Below are 18,351 nucleotides of genomic sequence, written 5' to 3'. Positions count from 1 at the left end.
GTAGGTGTTGGTTCAGAATCGGGTCAGGGACAGGCCAGCCCAGGTTGCGAGCAGCCCGCCCACCACGCTGATACTGGTATAGCCCAAGGCAAGGGGCACTTGCCCGCTTTCCATCAGGCGCACGGTATCGAGCGAGAAGGAGGAAAAGGTCGTCAGGCCACCGAGAAAGCCGACAATCAGGCCGGCGCGCAATTCGACCGGCGCCAGCGGCTTGTGCAAGAACAAGCCATAGAGCAAGCCGATCAGCAGGCAGCCAACCAGGTTGACCGCCAGCGTACCGGCATAGAAGTGTCGTGGCCAGTGGGCCGCCACCCAGTTGGTGGTAGCGAAGCGCAACAAGGTACCAGCAATACCACCGGCGCTGACCGCGGCGATGAGTGCAATCATGGTTTTCTCCGCTGGCGGGGGCTGTTGCGGTCGAGGTCAGCCAGGTGGCGCAGCTTCTCGCCAATTTTCAGTTCCAGGCCACGGGGCACCGGCTGATAGTACTGGCGCGGCTCCAGTTCATCGGGGAAGTAATCCTCTCCGGCGGCGTAGGCGTCGGGTTCATCATGGGCATAGCGGTACTCGTCGCCATAGCCCAACTGCTTCATCAGCTTGGTCGGGGCATTGCGCAGGTGCAACGGCACCTCCAGCGAACCGTGCTCGGCCGCTTCACGCAGGGCGGTCTTGAAACCCACGTACACCGCGTTGCTCTTGGGTGCGCAGGCCAGGTAGGTGATGGCCTGGGCCACCGCCAACTCGCCCTCGGGGCTGCCAAGGCGCTCCTGCACATCCCAGGCAGCCAGGCACAGGCTAAGCGCACGCGGGTCGGCATTGCCGATGTCCTCGCTGGCCATGCGCACCACTCGGCGGGCGATGTAAAGCGGGTCACAGCCGCCGTCGAGCATGCGTGCAAACCAGTACAGGGCGCCATCGGGATTGGAGCCACGCACCGACTTGTGCAGCGCGGATATCTGGTCGTAAAACGCCTCGCCGCCTTTGTCGAAGCGGCGGCGACTGTCACCCAGCAGGCTCTGTAGCATCTCGACGTCGATCTCGCTGCCGTCTTCAGCCAGGTCCGAGGCGTTCTCGAGGAAGTTGAGCATGCGCCGGCCATCGCCGTCGGCAGCGGCCATCAGCATCTTGAAGGCGTCGTCGCCCACCCGCAGGTTGCGCTTGCCCAGGCCACGCTCTTCCGTCAGCGCACGGTTGACCAGCTTGCGCAGGGCGGCTTCGTCCAGGCTCTTGAGCACATACACCCGCGCCCGTGACAGCAGCGCGTTGTTCAGCTCGAACGACGGGTTTTCGGTGGTGGCACCGATGAACAGCAGGGTGCCGTCCTCGACATAGGGCAAAAAGGCGTCCTGCTGCGACTTGTTGAAGCGGTGCACCTCGTCAACGAACAGGATGGTTCGACGGCCATATTGGCCAGCCTGCTGTTTGGCCACCTCCACAGCCTGGCGGATCTCTTTCACCCCGGCCAGCACCGCCGACACCGTTTCGAAGTGCGCATCGCAGAACTGCGCCAGCAACCGCGCCAGCGTGGTCTTGCCGACCCCGGGCGGCCCCCAGAAGATCATCGAGTGCAGCGCACCTTGTTCCAGCGCTTCGCGCAGCGGTTTACCGCGCGCCAGCAGGTGCTCCTGGCCGACGTACTCATCCAGGCTGGACGGGCGCAGACGGGCGGCCAGGGGCTGGGCGACGGGTTCGCTTCGAAACAGGTCCATGGCGAGCTCTGGTTACTCCTTGATCACGTCCGCGCCCTTGGGGATGTCGAACTTGAACTTGCTGTCCGGCACCGCCTGGTTGGCCTTGACGCCATTGAACAGGATGTTGGTGCGCTGGCCGACGCTGTCGACCAGCTGCATGTCATTGATCAGGCCTTTGCGGAACGACACGCGCAGCGAGTCGAACAGGGTGTCCTTGGTCTTTGGCTTGAGGGTGAAGTCCATTACTTCGCCCTGCTCCTTGGACGCAATATCAAAGCTCTGGCTGATCTTCGACACGTCACCGGACAGCAACAAGGCCGGGGTCTGGTTCAGGCGCACGTCGAGCTTCTTGATGGTGGCCTGTTCCAGGTCCGGGTCCCACAGGGTGACGTTCTTGCCGTCCGACACCACCACCTGCTCCTGCGGTGCATCGGTGTGCCAGTAGAACAGGCCCGGGCGCTTGACCGTCATCTTGCCCGAGGTTTCCTGCAGGCTGGTGCCATCGGCGCCCAGGGTCAGCTGGGAGAAGTTGGCCTCGATGGTCTGCGACTTTTCCAGCAACTGGGTCAGGCGTTGTACGTCTTGCTCACCGGCATAAGCAGTAACCGAGCCCAGGGTAAGGGCAGAAACCAACAGCATGCGAATCGCGCGCATGGGAATCCTCATTGAGCGTTGAAAAGGCCTGGCGCCACCGTTGGCCCCAGGCAGGGTGTTCATCAGTCGCGCGGGCCGCCCGGGGCTATCACTTCCCGCGAGCCGTTGCTGTTCATCGGGGTGACAACGCCAGCCATCTCCATCGACTCGATCATGCGCGCGGCACGGTTGTAGCCGATCTTCAGCTTGCGTTGCACGGCAGAAATGGAGGCGCGACGGCTCTCGAGCACGAATTGCACCGCTTCATCATACAGGGCGTCGGTTTCGGCATCGTCACCCTCGCCACCGCCGCCGCCGCCGTCAAAGCCGCTACCGGCTTCTTCGACGCCGTTGAGGATGTCGTCGTTGTAGTCCGGGGCGCCACGCAGCTTCCACGCCTCGACCGTACGGTGCACTTCGTCGTCGGACACGAATGCGCCGTGCACCCGGATCGGCAGGCTGGTGCCCGGCGGCATGTACAGCATGTCGCCATGGCCCAGCAGCTGTTCGGCACCGCCCTGGTCGATGATGGTACGCGAGTCGATCTTGCTCGACACCTGGAACGCCATACGGGTCGGGATGTTGGCCTTGATCAGGCCGGTGATCACGTCCACCGACGGGCGCTGGGTGGCGAGGATCAGGTGAATACCGGCCGCCCGTGCCTTCTGCGCGATACGGGCGATAAGCTCTTCGACCTTCTTGCCGACGATCATCATCATGTCGGCGAATTCGTCCACCACCACCACGATGGTCGGCAAGGTTTTCAGCGCAGGCGGCTCATCGTCCATGCTCTCACGGCGATACAGCGGGTCATGGATGATTTCGCCAGCTTCCTGGGCGTCCTTGATCTTGCGGTTGAAACCGGCCAGGTTACGCACGCCCATGGCCGCCATCAGTTTGTAGCGCCGCTCCATTTCGGCCACGCTCCAGCGCAGGGCGTTGGCGGCGTCCTTCATGTCGGTGACCACCGGGCACAGCAGGTGCGGGATGCCTTCGTAGATCGACAGTTCAAGCATTTTCGGGTCGATCATGATCAGCCGCGCGTCTTCCGGGCTGGACTTGAACAGGATCGACAAAATCATCGCGTTCACACCCACCGACTTACCGGAGCCGGTTGTACCGGCCACCAACAGGTGCGGCATCTTGGCCAGGTCGGTGATCACCGGCTTGCCGCCAATGTCGTGGCCCAGCGCCAGCGTGACGGGCGATTTCTGCTCGTCGTACTGCGGCGTGGCCAGCACTTCGGAGAAGCGCACCATCTGGCGGTTTTCGTTGGGTATCTCGATACCTACCGTGGTCTTGCCAGGGATGACCTCGACCACTCGCACACTGGTCACGGCCAGCGAACGCGCCAGGTCCTTGGCCAGGTTGGCGATGCGGCTGACCTTCACACCGGCGGCCGGCTGGATTTCATAACGGGTAATCACCGGGCCGGGGTGGATCGAATCCACCGCCACTTCCACACCGAATTCCTTGAGCTTGATTTCCAGCAGCTGACCGACGCCGGCCAGGGATTCTGGCGAATACTCGATCTTTTTCTGTTCGGCCGGGTCGAGGATGGAAATCGAGGGCAAGGTGCCTTCCACGGCGCTGTCGACGAACAGCGGCGCCTGCTTTTCCTTCATCGCCCGCTTGCTCGGCTCCGGCGCTCTGCTGGCGGCTGACGGCGGCACAATGGTGGGCGCTGCGTGCTGCTGGCGGGGCACCACGGTTTCGCGCGGCGCCAATGCCTCAGGCGCCGTTTCACGTGGCGGCACAATCGGTTCGCGTGCAAGGGTTGGCTCACGCGGCTCGACCGGCTGAGCGGGTGGCTCTTCACGCTTGAGGATGCGCTCGCGCAGTGACGGCTTGGCCGGCTCGCGCTTCTCGGCAGCCATCGGCGCGGCCTTGAACACCGGTTCGTCCTCGCGCAACTGTGCCTCGAGGCGCTTGCGCTCGTTGCGCGCTTCCCACCAGCGGGTGGCAGCCCCTTGCACCAGTTCGAACAGGTCGAGGGTGATCTTGCCGGTCAGGTCCATCACCTTGAACCACGACAGGTCGGTGAAGACGGTCAGGCCGAACAGGAACAGGGCAATGAACATCAGCGTGCTGCCCTGCACGTTCAGCAGGTTGCGCGCCAGGTCGCCCAGGCTTTCGCCCAGTGCACCACCGGCAGAGAACGGCAGGCTGGCGGGCGGGTGGAAGTGGATATGCGCAAGCGCCGCCCCCGACAGCACTAGGAACACCAGGCCAATCAGCCGCCAGGAGAACAGCCAGCCGCTCCAGTCCCATGGCTGGTGGCGTTCGCGGAAAATCTGCCAGGTCTTGACCGCCAGCAGCAGCGGAAAAATATAGGCGAAGTAACCCAGCACCATGAACAGGATGTCGGCGAAATAGGCACCGGCACGCCCGGCCGCATTCTGCACCTGGTCGACGTTGCTGGTGTGGCTGAAGCCCGGGTCCGACGTATCGTAGGTCAGCAGCGCCATCCACAGGTACAGGCACAGCGCGCCGACAGCGATCAACGCACCTTCCTTGAGGCGATAATGCAGCTGCTGCCGCCACAGTGGCACAGGCAATGGAGCTGGAGTTGCGGTGGATTTCTTCAAAACGCGTCTATTCCTGCGCGTGGTGCGCGTCCAATAGTGATCGGCCGCTGCGCGACCAACGAACCACTACTTTTAACATTACTGCCCGCCAGCCGCCATGGCGGCACGCCGTATGGGGGTTTGGCCGGGGGCGAATTCATATAGCTGCAATTTGAGCATGCATTTTCTTTCGTGACAAAGGCTTATGCTGTGTTTTTGCACAGGTGTGACAGCAAATGTAGCGGATGGTGCCTGCGGTTTGATGAATGTGTAGGAAATTGCCCTGAATTGCCGCAAAACTGCCTCACTTCCCTGTAGGGGTAGCCTTGTGCAGGTTACCGCGCTGGCTTTGAGACCCCCAAAGAGATTGACCCCGCTTTTCACCCAAGCCATGCTGCCCTCTCCCCTCCCCCACCGCACGATAGACCATGCTCACCTGGCTGACCCGCGACTCGCTTACCTTCCCGCCCCTGGAAAAGGCGCTGCACGACCCCAACGGCCTACTGGCCGCCGGCGGCGACCTGAGCCCCGAGCGCCTGGTGCAGGCGTATCGCCATGGCTGCTTCCCGTGGTACCAGGACGGCCAACCGATCCTGTGGTGGTCACCCGACCCGCGCACGGTGTTGTTGCCTGACCAGTTGCATGTGTCACGCTCGCTGGCCAAGCTGATGCGCCAAGGCCGCTACCAGGTCAGCTTCGACACCGACTTCCCGGCGGTGATCGCCGCCTGCGCCGCGCCTCGCGACTACGCTGACGGCACCTGGATCACCGACACCATGCGCAACGCCTACTGCGAGCTGCACCGCCGCGGCATCGCCCATTCGGTCGAAGTTCGCCAGGACGGCGAACTGGTCGGGGGCCTGTACGGCCTCGCCATGGGCCAGCTGTTCTTTGGCGAATCGATGTTCAGCCGCGCCGACAACGCCTCCAAGGTCGGCTTCGTGACCTTGGTCAACCACCTGCGAGACGCCGGCTTCGTGCTTATCGACTGCCAGATGCCGACCAACCACCTGCACAGCCTGGGCGCCCACGCCATCAGCCGTGCCGAGTTCGCCAGCTACCTGGCACGCCACCTTGACCAACCCAACAGTGCTTCATGGGTTGCCTAGGCGAGTTCCCGTAGCTGGCTTACACTTAAAACAAAGTCTCACCGAAGGGGTTGATCATGACAGAGTTGGCGCGGTTGAAGTTCTATGCCACTCAGCCCCACTCCTGCAGCTACCTGCCGGAGGAGCAGGCGACCACGCTGTTCCTCGACCCCAGCCAGCCGATGGACGTGCACGTGTACGCCGATTTGTCGGAAATGGGCTTTCGCCGCAGTGGCGACCACCTGTACCGCCCACACTGCCAGAACTGCAACGCCTGCGTGCCGGCGCGCATCCCGGCGGCGCGCTTCATTCCCAACCGCCAGCAGCGTCGCATACTCAAACGTAACGCCGACCTGACCGTAACCGCAGCGCGCCCGGCGTTCAAGGAAGAGTACTTCGAGCTGTACCGGCGCTATATCGAAACCCGCCACGCCGATGGCGACATGTACCCGCCCAGCCGCGATCAGTTTTCCACCTTCCTGGTACGCGACCTGCCGTTCTGCTGGTTCTACGAGTTTCGCCTGGAAGGCCGGTTGATGGCGGTGGCAGTGTGCGACCTGCTGCCCAATGGCCTGTCGGCGGTGTACACCTTCTACGAGCCGGACGAGGAGCGCCGCAGCCTTGGCCGTTTCGCCATTCTCTGGCAGATCACCGAAGCGCTGCGCCAGAACCTGGAGGCGGTTTACCTGGGCTACTGGATCAAGAACTGCAAGAAGATGAACTACAAGACGCAGTACCGACCTATCGAGCTGCTGATAAACCAGCGCTGGGTCACCCTCAACTGAAAGCATTGGCTTGACACGCAGTTTTCCGGCATAATCCACGCCACTTTTTTGCCCGGTGCGGATATGCGTCGGGCTAACATTGGATCCGAGGGCTCAACTGCATGTCGAAAGAAGACAGCTTCGAAATGGAAGGTACTGTCGTCGACACCCTGCCCAACACCATGTTCCGCGTGGAGTTGGAAAACGGGCACGTCGTAACCGCGCACATCTCCGGAAAGATGCGCAAGAACTACATCCGCATTCTCACTGGCGACAAGGTCCGCGTCGAGCTGACGCCGTACGACCTGAGCAAGGGCCGCATCACCTACCGTGCGCGCTAAGCTCAAGCCATGAAAAAGCCCGGCCAGGTGCCGGGCTTTTTTGTGCCTCAAGAAACTGCAAGGGGCTGCAAGGCAGCCCCTGCACATCACGCGACCTCAGCCGTGGTTTCGAAGTCGAACACCAGTTCGCCATCGCGCAGGTCGACATGCACCACGCCACCATGCTCGGCCAGCTCGCCAAACAGGATCTCCTCGGCCAGCGGCCGCTTGATCTTGTCCTGGATCAGCCGCGCCATTGGCCGCGCGCCCATCTGCACGTCATAGCCCGAAACCGCCAGCCAACCGCGTGCTTCATCGCTGACTTCCAGCAGCACACGCTTGTCTTCCAGCTGCGCCTGCAATTCGATAAGGAACTTGTCGACGATGCTTTTGATCGTCTCCGTGCTCAGGCGGCCAAACTGGATGATGGTATCCAGACGGTTGCGGAACTCTGGCGTGAAGCTCTTGCGGATCACTTCCATGGCATCGGACGCGTGGTCCTGATGAGTAAAGCCGATCGACGCCCGCGCCGCAGTTTCTGCACCGGCGTTGGTGGTCATGATCAGGATCACGTTACGGAAGTCGGCCTTGCGCCCGTTGTTGTCGGTCAGGGTACCGTGGTCCATCACCTGCAGCAGCAGATTGAAGACTTCCGGGTGGGCCTTCTCGATTTCGTCGAGCAACAATACGCAGTGCGGCTGCTTGGTGATCGCCTCGGTCAACAAGCCACCCTGGTCGAAACCGACATAACCCGGCGGCGCACCAATCAAACGCGAGACGGTGTGGCGCTCCATGTACTCAGACATGTCGAAACGCACCAACTCCACACCCAGCGCCTTGGCCAATTGCCGCGCCGCTTCGGTCTTGCCGACGCCGGTAGGGCCGGCGAACAGGAACGAACCAACCGGCTTGTCTGGCGACTTGAGGCCGGCACGGGACAACTTGATCGCGGTGGCCAGCGAGTCGATTGCCTGGTCCTGGCCAAACACGGTCAGTTTCAGGTCGCGCTCAAGGTTGCGCAGCAGCTCCTTGTCGGAACTGGTGACGTGCTTCGGCGGAATTCGCGCAATCTTGGCGACGATATCCTCCACTTGCGGCACATCAATGCGTTTGACGCGACTGGCCTCTGGCTGCAGGCGCTGGTAGGCGCCTGCCTCGTCGATCACATCGATGGCCTTGTCAGGCATGTGCCGGTCATTGATGTAGCGCGAAGCCAGTTCGGCGGCGGCGCGCAGGGCTTCGTCGCTGTACTCGATGTTGTGGTGGCTTTCGAAACGCCCTTTCAGGCCGCGCAGAATGCCCACGGTATCTTCGACCGATGGCTCGCTGACATCCACCTTCTGGAAGCGACGCGCCAGCGCACGATCCTTCTCGAAGATGCCGCGAAACTCCTGGAACGTGGTCGAACCGATGCAGCGGATTTCACCCGACGACAGCAGCGGCTTGAGCAGGTTGGAGGCATCCATCACCCCGCCCGACGCCGCACCGGCGCCGATGATGGTGTGAATTTCGTCGATGAACAGGATGGCCTGCGGACGCTTGCGCAGCTCACCGAGCAGCGCCTTGAAGCGCTTCTCGAAGTCACCACGGTATTTGGTACCAGCCAGCAAGGCGCCCAGGTCGAGGGAGTACACCACGCTCTGCGCCAGCAGGTCAGGCACCTGACCATCGACGATGCGCTTGGCCAAGCCTTCGGCGATGGCCGTCTTGCCCACGCCTGCCTCACCCACCAACAGCGGGTTGTTCTTGCGCCGACGGGCCAGGATTTGCGCCACGCGCTCCACTTCCTGCTCGCGACCTACCAACGGATCGATACGGCCGGCACGGGCCAGCTCGTTCAGGTTGCTGGCGTAGGCGTCCAGCGGGTTGCTCGAAGAGGAGGTTTCACCGCCCTCTTCGTCCTGCATGTCCTGGTCGCTTTCAGATTGCGCACCATGCCCTGGCACCTTGGAGATGCCATGGGCGATGTAGTTGACCACGTCGATACGGGCCACGCTCTGCTGCTTGAGCAGGAACACGGCCTGGCTTTCCTGTTCGCTGAAGATCGCCACCAGCACGTTGGCGCCGGTCACTTCGCGCTTGCCAGAGCTTTGCACGTGGAACACGGCACGCTGCAGCACGCGCTGGAAGCCCAGGGTCGGCTGGGTTTCACGGTCTTCGTCGTTGACAGGGATCAACGGCGTGGTGGAGTCGATGAACTCTTGCAGGTCATGCTTGAGCTTGTCGAGATTGGCGCCACAGGCGCGCAGAACGGTCGCGGCAGCCTCATTGTCAAGGAGTGCCAGCAGCAGATGCTCGACGGTCATGAACTCATGACGCTTCGAACGGGCCTCCTTGAAGGCAAGATTGAGGGTGACTTCGAGCTCGCGGTTTAACATAGCTTCACCTCATACCCAAGTGGTCGGCGATTAACCGTCCTTCTCGATTTCACAGAGTAGCGGATGCTGGCTTTCCCTGGCGTATTGGTTGACCTGCATAGCCTTTGTTTCGGCGATGTCACGGGTAAACAATCCGCACACTGCCCGCCCCTCGGTATGGACGGTCAGCATGATCTTGGTCGCCAGCTCGCGGTTCAGACTGAAGAACGTCTCGAGCACTTCGACGACGAAATCCATTGGCGTGTAGTCATCGTTGAACAAAACCACCTTGTACATCGGTGGCGCCTGCAGGATCGGCTTGGCTTCCTGAACTGCAAGACCTGAGCCGTCGTCCTCATTCGATTGCGGGCGATCCTGATTGAATGTTAGTCGAATCTCACTAGGTGCATGCATGGAAAGAATTTCATCATGAGCGTCAGGTTAAGGTTTCGGGTTGACTGCACAGGCCACCGCCAGCGCAGGCGCCGCGTGACCTTGACTATCGGCAAAACGGTGTTACAACCAATAAGAACCCACCGTGGTCGATAAAGATCCGCGCAGTCAACCAGATTTTTCGCAAGGTTCGTATGCGGATGAAGTGGATGATACTCCAGTGATGGAGTCCTTTGCAGAGGGACATAGGGATGGCAAGCGGTAAAGTCAAGTGGTTCAACAATGCCAAGGGCTATGGATTCATCAATGAGGAAGGTAAATCCGATGACCTGTTCGCCCATTATTCCGCCATCCGAATGGACGGATACAAGACCCTGAAGGCTGGCCAGGCCGTGATATTCGACATCGTCCAGGGCCCCAAAGGCTTGCACGCCGTCGAAATCAAAGATGCCGCGGCCGCTGCAGCAGAGGCTGCCAGAACCCTGGGCGAGCCGCAAAGCGAAACTGCAAAAGCCTGACTGCCTGCGCTGTGCCGATAGACGAAAAACCGGCCGCCTCTTTACAGGAGGCGGCCGGTTTTCTGTTGCCTTACATGTGTTTGATCATTTCATCGCCAAAGCCTGAGCTGCTTACCAGCTTGGCGCCCTCCATCAACCGCTCGAAATCGTAGGTCACGGTCTTGGCCGCAATGGCGCCATTGGTGCCCTTGATGATCAGGTCGGCGGCCTCGGTCCACCCCATGTGGCGCAGCATCATCTCGGCCGAGAGGATCACCGAGCCCGGGTTGACCTTGTCCTGCCCGGCATACTTGGGTGCCGTGCCGTGAGTGGCCTCGAACATGGCCACGGTGTCGGACAGGTTGGCGCCCGGGGCAATGCCGATACCACCCACTTCCGCCGCCAGGGCATCGGACAGGTAGTCACCGTTGAGGTTGAGGGTGGCGATCACGTCGTACTCGGCCGGGCGTAGCAGGATCTGCTGCAGCATGGCGTCGGCGATGGCGTCCTTGACGATGACCTCGCGACCGGTCTTGGGGTTCTTGAACTTCATCCAAGGGCCGCCATCGAGCAGATCAGCGCCGAACTCGTCACGCGCCACCTCGTACCCCCAGTCCTTGAAGGCACCCTCGGTGAACTTCATGATGTTGCCCTTGTGCACCAGGGTCAGTGATTCGCGGTCGTTATCCACCACGTATTGCAGGGCCTTGCGCACCAGACGCTTGGTACCCTCCTTCGACACCGGCTTGACGCCGATACCGCAGTCCTGGTCGAAGCGGATCTTGGTGACCCCCATTTCCTCCTTGAGAAACTTGATCACCTTGTTCGCCTCGGGCGACCCGGCCTTCCACTCGATGCCGGCATAGATGTCTTCGGAGTTCTCGCGGAAGATCACCATGTCGACGTCGCCAGGCTTTTTCACCGGGCTCGGTACACCCTGGAACCACAGCACCGGCCGCAGGCACACATACAGGTCCAGTTGCTGGCGCAGGGCCACGTTGAGCGAGCGGATGCCGCCACCGACCGGGGTGGTCAGCGGGCCTTTGATCGATACCACGTAATCACGCACGGCATCGAGGGTTTCCTGCGGCAGCCAGGTATCCTGGTCATACACCTGGGTGGCTTTCTCGCCAGCGTACACCTCCATCCAGGCAATCTTGCGCGTGCCGCCGTAGGCCTTCTGCACGGCGGCATCGACCACCTTGATCATGACCGGCGAAACATCGACGCCGATCCCGTCGCCTTCGATATAAGGAATGATCGGATGATCAGGCACGTTGAGCGAATGATCTGCATTGACGGTGATCTTGCTGCCGTCGGTCGGAACCTTGATTTTCTGGTATCCCATGCTTGCACTACTCCGCTATCGGGTGTGGTTTGGACATCGTGCGATCCACTGAGCCTAAACCACATCTGCCGACCTGCAAGGCATGCGACAACCCGCCGCATTGCCGCTTAGTCTTTGGTCTTATAAATGGGCCGATATCACTTGGCCTTGCTGATTAGCCCAAATGGTTTGGTATACTCCGCCGCGACCGAAGGGTCATCGGGGCGAATCCCAGGAAAATGCGGACCGCCCTAGGCCATGAATGGCCATAAAGCCTGGGTTGTTACCGCAGCTCAGCACTTGACGCTCGACTGATGCATCCACCATCACCGCTCGCAGCCTCTCGACTTTCCGCTCATGGTGCTACCAGGGCGATGCGCCTACCCTGCGCACCACGAGACTCGAGCACGCTCAGCACACAGAGAGTTAACCCGCATGCCCACCCGTTCCAAGATCATCTATACCTTCACCGACGAAGCCCCCGCCCTCGCCACTTACTCGCTGCTGCCGATCATCGAAGCGTTCACCGCTTCGGCTGACATCGCTGTCGAAACTCGCGACATTTCCCTGGCTGGCCGTATCCTTGCCGCCTTCCCGGAGCAACTGGGCGCAGAGAAGCAAGTAGGCGATCACCTGGCGGAACTGGGCCAGCTGGCTACCACCCCTGAAGCCAACATCATCAAGCTGCCGAACATCAGCGCCTCGGTACCGCAGCTCAAAGCCGCGATCAAGGAACTGCAAGGCAAGGGCTTCAACATCCCTGACTACGCCGACGAGCCGGCCACCGCGGAAGAAAAAGAATCCCGCGCCCGCTACGACCGCATCAAGGGCTCCGCCGTGAACCCGGTGCTGCGCGAAGGCAACTCCGACCGCCGCGCGCCGCTGTCGGTCAAGAACTACGCCCGCAAGCACCCACACAAGATGGGCGCCTGGGCCGCTGACTCCAAGTCGCACGTTGCCCACATGACCCAGGGCGACTTCTACGGCAGCGAAAAAGCCGCACTGATCGAAGCTGACGACAGCCTGCGCATCGAGCTGGTCGGCAAAGACGGCAGCACCACCGTGCTGAAAGAAAAGACCGCCGTCAAAGCCGCCGAAGTCATCGACTGCGCCACCATGAGCCGCAAGGCCCTGAAAGCCTTCATCGCCGAGCAGATCGCCGATGCCAAGGCCGCCGGCGTGCTGCTGTCGGTGCACCTGAAAGCCACCATGATGAAGGTCTCCGACCCGATCATGTTCGGCGTCATCGTCGAAGAATTCTACAACGACGTGCTGACCAAGCACGCCGCTGCCCTGGCCGAAGTAGGCTTCAACGCCAACAACGGTATCGGCGACCTGTACGCCCGCATCAAGGACCTGCCAGCCGACAAGCAGGCCGAGATCGAAGCCGACATCCAGGCCCTGTACGCAGAGCGCCCGGCCCTGGCCATGGTCAACTCCGACAAAGGCATCACCAACCTGCACGTGCCGAGCGACGTGATCGTCGACGCCTCGATGCCGGCCATGATCCGTGACTCGGGCAAGATGTGGAACGCCGCAGGCGAACTGCAAGACGCCAAGGCCGTGATCCCGGACCGCTGCTACGCCGGCATCTACCAGGCCACCATCGAAGACTGCAAGGTCAACGGTGCCTTCGACCCGACCACCATGGGCAGCGTGCCGAACGTTGGCCTGATGGCGCAGAAAGCCGAAGAGTATGGCTCCCACGACAAGACCTTCCAGATCAAGGCTGACGGCGTGGTTCGCGTAGTCGATGGCAAGGGCAACGTCGTGCTGGAGCAGAACGTCGAAGCCGGTGACATCTTCCGCATGTGCCAGACCAAGGACGCGCCGATCCAGGACTGGGTCAAGCTGGCCGTCAACCGTGCCCGCCTGAGCAACACCCCGGCGGTGTTCTGGCTGGACCCGGCTCGCGCCCACGACGGCGTCATGATCGAGAAGGTGCAGAAGTACCTGAAAGATCACGACACCACCGGCCTGGACATCCGCATCCTGGCACCGGTCGACGCCATCAAGTTCTCCCTGGCCCGCATCCGCGAAGGCAAGGACACCATCTCGGTGACCGGCAACGTGCTGCGCGACTACCTGACCGACCTGTTCCCGATCATGGAACTGGGCACCAGCGCCAAGATGCTGTCGATCGTGCCGCTGATGAACGGCGGTGGCCTGTTCGAAACCGGCGCCGGCGGTTCGGCTCCGAAGCACGTGCAGCAGCTGGTTGAAGAGAACTTCCTGCGTTGGGACTCGCTGGGTGAATTCCTGGCCCTGGCCGCTTCCCTGGAGCACCTGGGCAACACCTACGACAACCCGCGCGCCAAGGTTCTGGCCAACACCCTGGACCAGGCTACCGGCAAGTTCCTCGACACCAACAAGTCGCCGTCGCGCAAAGTCGGCGGTATCGACAACCGCGGCAGCCACTTCTACCTGACCCTGTACTGGGCCGAGGCCCTGGCCGCTCAGACGGACGACGCTGCCCTGCAGGCACGCTTCGCACCACTGGCAAAAACCCTGGCCGAGAACGAAGCGACCATTGTCGCCGAGCTCAACGCCGTTCAGGGCAAGCCAGCCGACATCGGCGGCTACTACGCCCCGGATGCCGAGCTGACCGCCAAGGTGATGCGCCCAAGCCAGACCCTGAACAGCGCCATCGCCGCCCTGTAAGGTTCGCTTGAAGTAACAGCACAAACCCCGGCCACGCACCGGGGTTTGTGCTTTCTGGATCGGAGCCGCTGCGCAGCCCTTCGCGGGGTTGCCCGCCCCCACAGGAAGGTGCTGCCAGCAAGACCTGCACTGCACCTGTGGGAGCGGGCGAGCCCGCCAAGGACCGCAAGTCGGTCCCGGCAATCTGAAAGGACATGGCAAATGACCTGGCAACCCCACATCACCGTCGCCACCATCGTCGAGCACGAAGGCAAGTTCCTCTTCGTCGAGGAATTCAAAGCCAACCAGCACGTCTTCAACCAGCCTGCCGGCCACCTCGAACCCAACGAGACCCTGCCCCAGGCCGCCCTGCGCGAAACCCTGGAAGAAACCGCCTGGGAAGTCGAGCTGACCGGCGTGGTCGGCATCTACCTGTACACCGCCCCCAGCAACGGCGTGACCTACCAGCGCGTCTGCTTCGCCGCCCGCCCCGTGCGCCATCACGCCGACCTGGCACTGGACAGCGACATCGTCCGCGCCGTGTGGCTGACCCGCGACGAACTGCTGGCCGACCCCACTCGCTGGCGCAGCGAGCTGGTGCCGCGCTGCCTGGATGACTACCTCAAAGGCCCGCTGCACAGCCTCGACCTGCTACGCGACTGACGCGGCGCCGCGGGTTTGATAGAATCGGCGTTTTTCCCCCTTGATACACACCGGTACCCATGACCAGCCCAGCACTTAAAGACCCCGCCAAGACCCGCGTCATCGTCGGCATGTCCGGCGGCGTGGACTCTTCCGTCTCAGCCCTTCTGCTCATCGAGCAGGGCTACCAGGTGGAAGGGCTGTTCATGAAGAACTGGGAAGAGGACGACGGCACCGAATACTGCACCGCCCGTGAAGACCTGGCCGACGCCCAGGCCGTGTGCGACCGTATCGGCATCAAGCTGCACACGGCCAACTTCGCCGCCGAATACTGGGACAACGTGTTCGAGCACTTCCTTGAGGAATACAAGGCCGGCCGCACACCCAACCCCGACATCCTCTGCAACCGCGAAATCAAGTTCAAGGCGTTTCTCGACTACGCCCTGTCGCTGGGTGCCGACCTGATCGCCACCGGCCACTACGTGCGCCGCCGCGATACTGGCGCGCTCACCGAACTGCTCAAGGGCCTGGACCCGAACAAGGACCAGAGCTACTTCCTGCACGCCGTCGGCGGCCAGGAAATCGCCCGCACACTGTTCCCGGTCGGCGAACTGGAAAAGCCCGAAGTACGCGCCATCGCCGAAAAGCACGGCCTGGCCACCGCCAAGAAGAAAGATTCCACCGGCATCTGCTTCATTGGCGAGCGCCGCTTCAGCGACTTCCTCAAGCAGTACCTGCCGGCCCAGCCAGGCGACATTGAAACCACCGAAGGTGAAGTGATCGGCCGCCACCATGGCCTGATGTACCATACCATCGGCCAGCGCCAGGGCCTGGGCATTGGCGGCCTGAAGGATGCCAGTGACGAGCCGTGGTACGTGCTGCACAAGGACCTGGCCCGCAACGTGCTGGTGGTCGGCCAGGGCAACGAGCACCCATGGCTGTTCTCCCGCGCCCTGCTGGCCTCGGAAATTTTCTGGGTCAACCCGATCGACCTCGACAGCCCACGGCAGTTGACTGCCAAGGTGCGCTACCGCCAGAGCGACCAGCGATGCACCCTGGAACGCACCGCCAGCGGCTACCGCGCCGTGTTTGACGAGCCTCAGCGCGCCGTGACGCCGGGCCAGTCCGTGGTGTTCTACGATGGCGAAGTGTGCCTGGGCGGCGGCGTGATCGAGGCTGCCGAGCCGTGGAGCCCGCGCGCATGAGCAACCTGCAGGAGCAGCTGATCGCGTTGGGTGGTGTGTTCCAGGCCGCCGTGCTTGTCGACCGCATCGCCCGCACCGGCCAGGCCAGTGAAGCCAATATCGGCTGCATGCTGGGCAGCCTGCTGGTGCGCGACCCCAAGGACACCCTGGAGGTGTTCGGCGGTGACGACCTGAACCTGCGTGACGGCTACCGAGCGCTGATCGGCGCCCTTGAGCGCGACCCCAACAGCCTGCAACGCGAGCCGCTGCGCTACGCCCTGTCGATGCTGGGCCTGGAGCGCCAGCTGAACAAGCGTGGCGACCTGCTGGACACCATCGGCAACCGCCTGCCGCAAATCCAGTCGCAGGCCGAGCATTTCGGCCTGGTTCACGAAAACGTCATCGCTTCCAGTGGAGCCTTGTACCAGGACACCCTGAGCACCTTGCGCCAGCGCATCCAGGTGCACGGCGACATGCGCTTCCTGCAGCAGCCCAACAATGCCTCGAAGATCCGCGCCCTGCTGCTGGCCGGCATCCGCGCCGCGCGACTGTGGCGGCAGCTGGGCGGGCACCGTTGGCAGCTGGTGTTCAGCCGGCGCAAGTTGCTGAACGAACTGTACGACATGATGCGCAGCCCCAACTGACGGGCTGGGCAGCCCTTTGTGGGAGCGGGCGTGCCCGCGAAGCAGGCGACGCGGTGTATGGCACCGGCTACGCCGGTGTTCGCGGGCATGCCCACTCCCACAGGGTCTGCCACCAGATCCAAATTGGGCCGACCTTTGGTCAGCCACCCGACCCAGGCGCATTTTTCATGTATGATATGCGCCCTTCCAAAAGCCTGACTGTCCGAGAACACCCCATGCAGCTTTCTTCGCTCACTGCGGTTTCCCCTGTAGACGGCCGTTATGCCGGCAAAACCCAGGCCTTGCGCCCCATTTTCAGCGAATTCGGCCTGATCCGTTTCCGCGCCCTGGTCGAAGTGCGCTGGCTGCAGCGCCTGGCCGCCCACCCGCAAATCGGCGAAGTGCCGGCGTTCTCCGCCGAAGCCAACGCCCTGCTGGACAGCCTGGCCACCGATTTCAAGCTGGAGCACGCCGAGCGCGTCAAGGAAATCGAGCGCACCACCAACCACGACGTCAAGGCCATTGAATACCTCCTCAAGGAGCAGGCCGCCAAGCTGCCTGAGCTGGCCAAGGTCAGCGAGTTCATCCACTTCGCCTGCACCAGCGAGGACATCAACAACCTGTCCCACGCGCTGATGCTGCGCGCCGGCCGTGACGAAGTGCTGCTGCCGCTGATGCGCCAGGTCGCCGACGCCATCCGCGCCCTGGCCCACGCCCACGCCGAAGTGCCAATGCTGTCGCGCACCCACGGCCAGCCGGCTTCGCCGACCACCCTGGGTAAAGAGCTGGCCAACGTCGTGTATCGCCTGGAGCGCCAGATCGCCCAGGTTGCCGCCGTACCGCTGCTGGGCAAGATCAACGGCGCCGTGGGCAACTACAACGCCCACCTGTCGGCCTACTCGCAGATCGACTGGGAAGAAAACGCCCGCGCCTTCATCGAAGACGAGCTGGGCCTGCAGTTCAACCCGTACACCACCCAGATCGAGCCGCACGACTACATCGCCGAGCTGTTCGACGCCATCGCCCGCTTCAACACCATCCTGATCGACTTCGACCGTGATGTGTGGGGCTACATTTCGCTGGGTTACTTCAAGCAGAAGACCGTCGCCGGCGAAATCGGCTCGTCGACCATGCCGCACAAGGTCAACCCGATCGACTTCGAAAACTCCGAAGGCAACCTGGGTATCGCCAACGCGCTGTTCCAGCACCTGGCCAGCAAGCTGCCGATCTCGCGCTGGCAGCGTGACCTGACCGACTCCACCGTGCTGCGCAACCTGGGCGTGGGCTTTGCCCACAGCGTCATCGCCTTCGAGGCCAGCCTGAAAGGCATCGGCAAGCTGGAAGTCAACGAAGCTCGCATCGCCGCCGACCTGGACGCCTGCTGGGAAGTGCTGGCCGAGCCGATCCAGACCGTGATGCGCCGCTTCAACATCGAAAACCCCTACGAGAAGCTCAAAGAGCTGACCCGTGGCAAGGGCATCACCCCAGAAGCGCTGCTGACCTTCATCGACGGCCTGGACATGCCAGCCGAAGCCAAGGCCGAGCTCAAGCAGCTGACCCCCGCTACCTACATCGGTAACGCGGCAGCCCAGGCCAAACGCATCTAAGCTGAGCGTCGCGTACAA

16 protein-coding genes are annotated in these 18,351 nt (G+C 62.3%); 9 read left to right on the top strand and 7 right to left on the bottom strand.

Annotated features, from left to right (window positions below; genetic code table 11):
- Positions 1–12 precede the first annotated feature (12 nt).
- From crcB to V7787_RS01880, 4 genes are all read right to left on the bottom strand, one after another.
- A complete protein-coding gene (crcB, locus tag V7787_RS01895) occupies positions 13–387 on the bottom strand; it encodes a fluoride efflux transporter CrcB (RefSeq protein WP_003251205.1) in 375 nt (124 codons plus the stop codon).
- Positions 384–1,709: a replication-associated recombination protein A gene (locus V7787_RS01890; protein ID WP_010954809.1), complete on the bottom strand. Its 1,326-nt coding sequence runs from the start codon at positions 1,707–1,709 to the stop codon at positions 384–386. The genes crcB and V7787_RS01890 overlap by 4 nt, the downstream gene beginning before the upstream one ends.
- A gap of 12 nt (positions 1,710–1,721) precedes the next feature.
- Positions 1,722–2,345 carry an outer membrane lipoprotein chaperone LolA gene (gene lolA, locus V7787_RS01885; RefSeq protein ID WP_064491928.1) on the bottom strand — a complete coding sequence of 208 codons (624 nt, stop codon included), beginning with the start codon at positions 2,343–2,345 and terminating at the stop codon, positions 1,722–1,724.
- 62 nt (positions 2,346–2,407) lie between these two features.
- Positions 2,408–4,912 (bottom strand): DNA translocase FtsK, encoded by a 2,505-nt coding sequence (locus V7787_RS01880; RefSeq protein WP_014590374.1) that lies wholly within the window; start codon positions 4,910–4,912, stop codon positions 2,408–2,410.
- A 407-nt stretch (positions 4,913–5,319) separates the two neighbouring features.
- Here V7787_RS01880 and aat point away from each other — a divergent pair, with 407 nt between their 5' ends.
- The 3 genes from aat to infA all read left to right on the top strand — a co-directional run bounded on the left by aat (position 5,320) and on the right by infA (position 7,084).
- Entirely contained in the window at positions 5,320–6,000 is a 681-nt protein-coding gene (gene aat / locus V7787_RS01875; RefSeq protein ID WP_003251213.1) for a leucyl/phenylalanyl-tRNA--protein transferase, read from the top strand.
- A gap of 56 nt (positions 6,001–6,056) precedes the next feature.
- A complete protein-coding gene (locus V7787_RS01870; protein WP_003251215.1) occupies positions 6,057–6,764 on the top strand; it encodes an arginyltransferase in 708 nt (235 codons plus the stop codon).
- 101 nt (positions 6,765–6,865) lie between these two features.
- Positions 6,866–7,084 carry a translation initiation factor IF-1 gene (gene infA, locus V7787_RS01865; RefSeq protein WP_002553999.1) on the top strand — a complete coding sequence of 73 codons (219 nt, stop codon included), beginning with the start codon at positions 6,866–6,868 and terminating at the stop codon, positions 7,082–7,084.
- Positions 7,085–7,170: 86 nt separating this feature from the next.
- On the opposite strand, the gene clpA is transcribed toward infA, so the two are convergent.
- Entirely contained in the window at positions 7,171–9,441 is a 2,271-nt protein-coding gene (clpA, locus tag V7787_RS01860; protein WP_064491929.1) for an ATP-dependent Clp protease ATP-binding subunit ClpA, read from the bottom strand.
- Between the two features lie 30 nt (positions 9,442–9,471).
- Positions 9,472–9,834, bottom strand: a complete 363-nt coding sequence (clpS, locus tag V7787_RS01855) for an ATP-dependent Clp protease adapter ClpS (protein WP_003251220.1) — start codon at positions 9,832–9,834, stop codon at positions 9,472–9,474.
- Between the two features lie 230 nt (positions 9,835–10,064).
- Here clpS and cspD point away from each other — a divergent pair, with 230 nt between their 5' ends.
- The gene (cspD, locus tag V7787_RS01850; RefSeq protein WP_014590372.1) at positions 10,065–10,331 is read left to right on the top strand and encodes a cold shock domain-containing protein CspD; all 267 of its coding nucleotides are present in this window, start codon (positions 10,065–10,067) and stop codon (positions 10,329–10,331) included.
- 70 nt (positions 10,332–10,401) lie between these two features.
- Here the strand turns inward: cspD and icd are convergent, their stop codons facing one another.
- Positions 10,402–11,658 (bottom strand): NADP-dependent isocitrate dehydrogenase, encoded by a 1,257-nt coding sequence (icd, locus tag V7787_RS01845; RefSeq protein ID WP_064491930.1) that lies wholly within the window; start codon positions 11,656–11,658, stop codon positions 10,402–10,404.
- A 414-nt stretch (positions 11,659–12,072) separates the two neighbouring features.
- Here icd and V7787_RS01840 point away from each other — a divergent pair, with 414 nt between their 5' ends.
- The 5 genes from V7787_RS01840 (at position 12,073) to purB (ending at position 18,333) form a co-directional block, all read left to right on the top strand.
- The gene (locus tag V7787_RS01840; RefSeq protein WP_010954815.1) at positions 12,073–14,298 is read left to right on the top strand and encodes an NADP-dependent isocitrate dehydrogenase; all 2,226 of its coding nucleotides are present in this window, start codon (positions 12,073–12,075) and stop codon (positions 14,296–14,298) included.
- A 201-nt stretch (positions 14,299–14,499) separates the two neighbouring features.
- Positions 14,500–14,940, top strand: a complete 441-nt coding sequence (locus V7787_RS01835) for an NUDIX hydrolase (RefSeq protein WP_010954816.1) — start codon at positions 14,500–14,502, stop codon at positions 14,938–14,940.
- A 59-nt stretch (positions 14,941–14,999) separates the two neighbouring features.
- Positions 15,000–16,124 carry a tRNA 2-thiouridine(34) synthase MnmA gene (gene mnmA, locus V7787_RS01830; protein WP_064491931.1) on the top strand — a complete coding sequence of 375 codons (1,125 nt, stop codon included), beginning with the start codon at positions 15,000–15,002 and terminating at the stop codon, positions 16,122–16,124.
- A complete protein-coding gene (hflD, locus tag V7787_RS01825; protein WP_010954818.1) occupies positions 16,121–16,747 on the top strand; it encodes a high frequency lysogenization protein HflD in 627 nt (208 codons plus the stop codon). Before mnmA ends, hflD begins: the two co-directional genes overlap by 4 nt.
- A gap of 215 nt (positions 16,748–16,962) precedes the next feature.
- Entirely contained in the window at positions 16,963–18,333 is a 1,371-nt protein-coding gene (gene purB, locus V7787_RS01820; protein ID WP_010954819.1) for an adenylosuccinate lyase, read from the top strand.
- Positions 18,334–18,351: the final 18 nt, after the last annotated feature.

The organism is Pseudomonas sp. CGJS7 (assembly GCF_036961695.1).
This window is presented reverse-complemented; position numbering and strand designations above follow the sequence as displayed.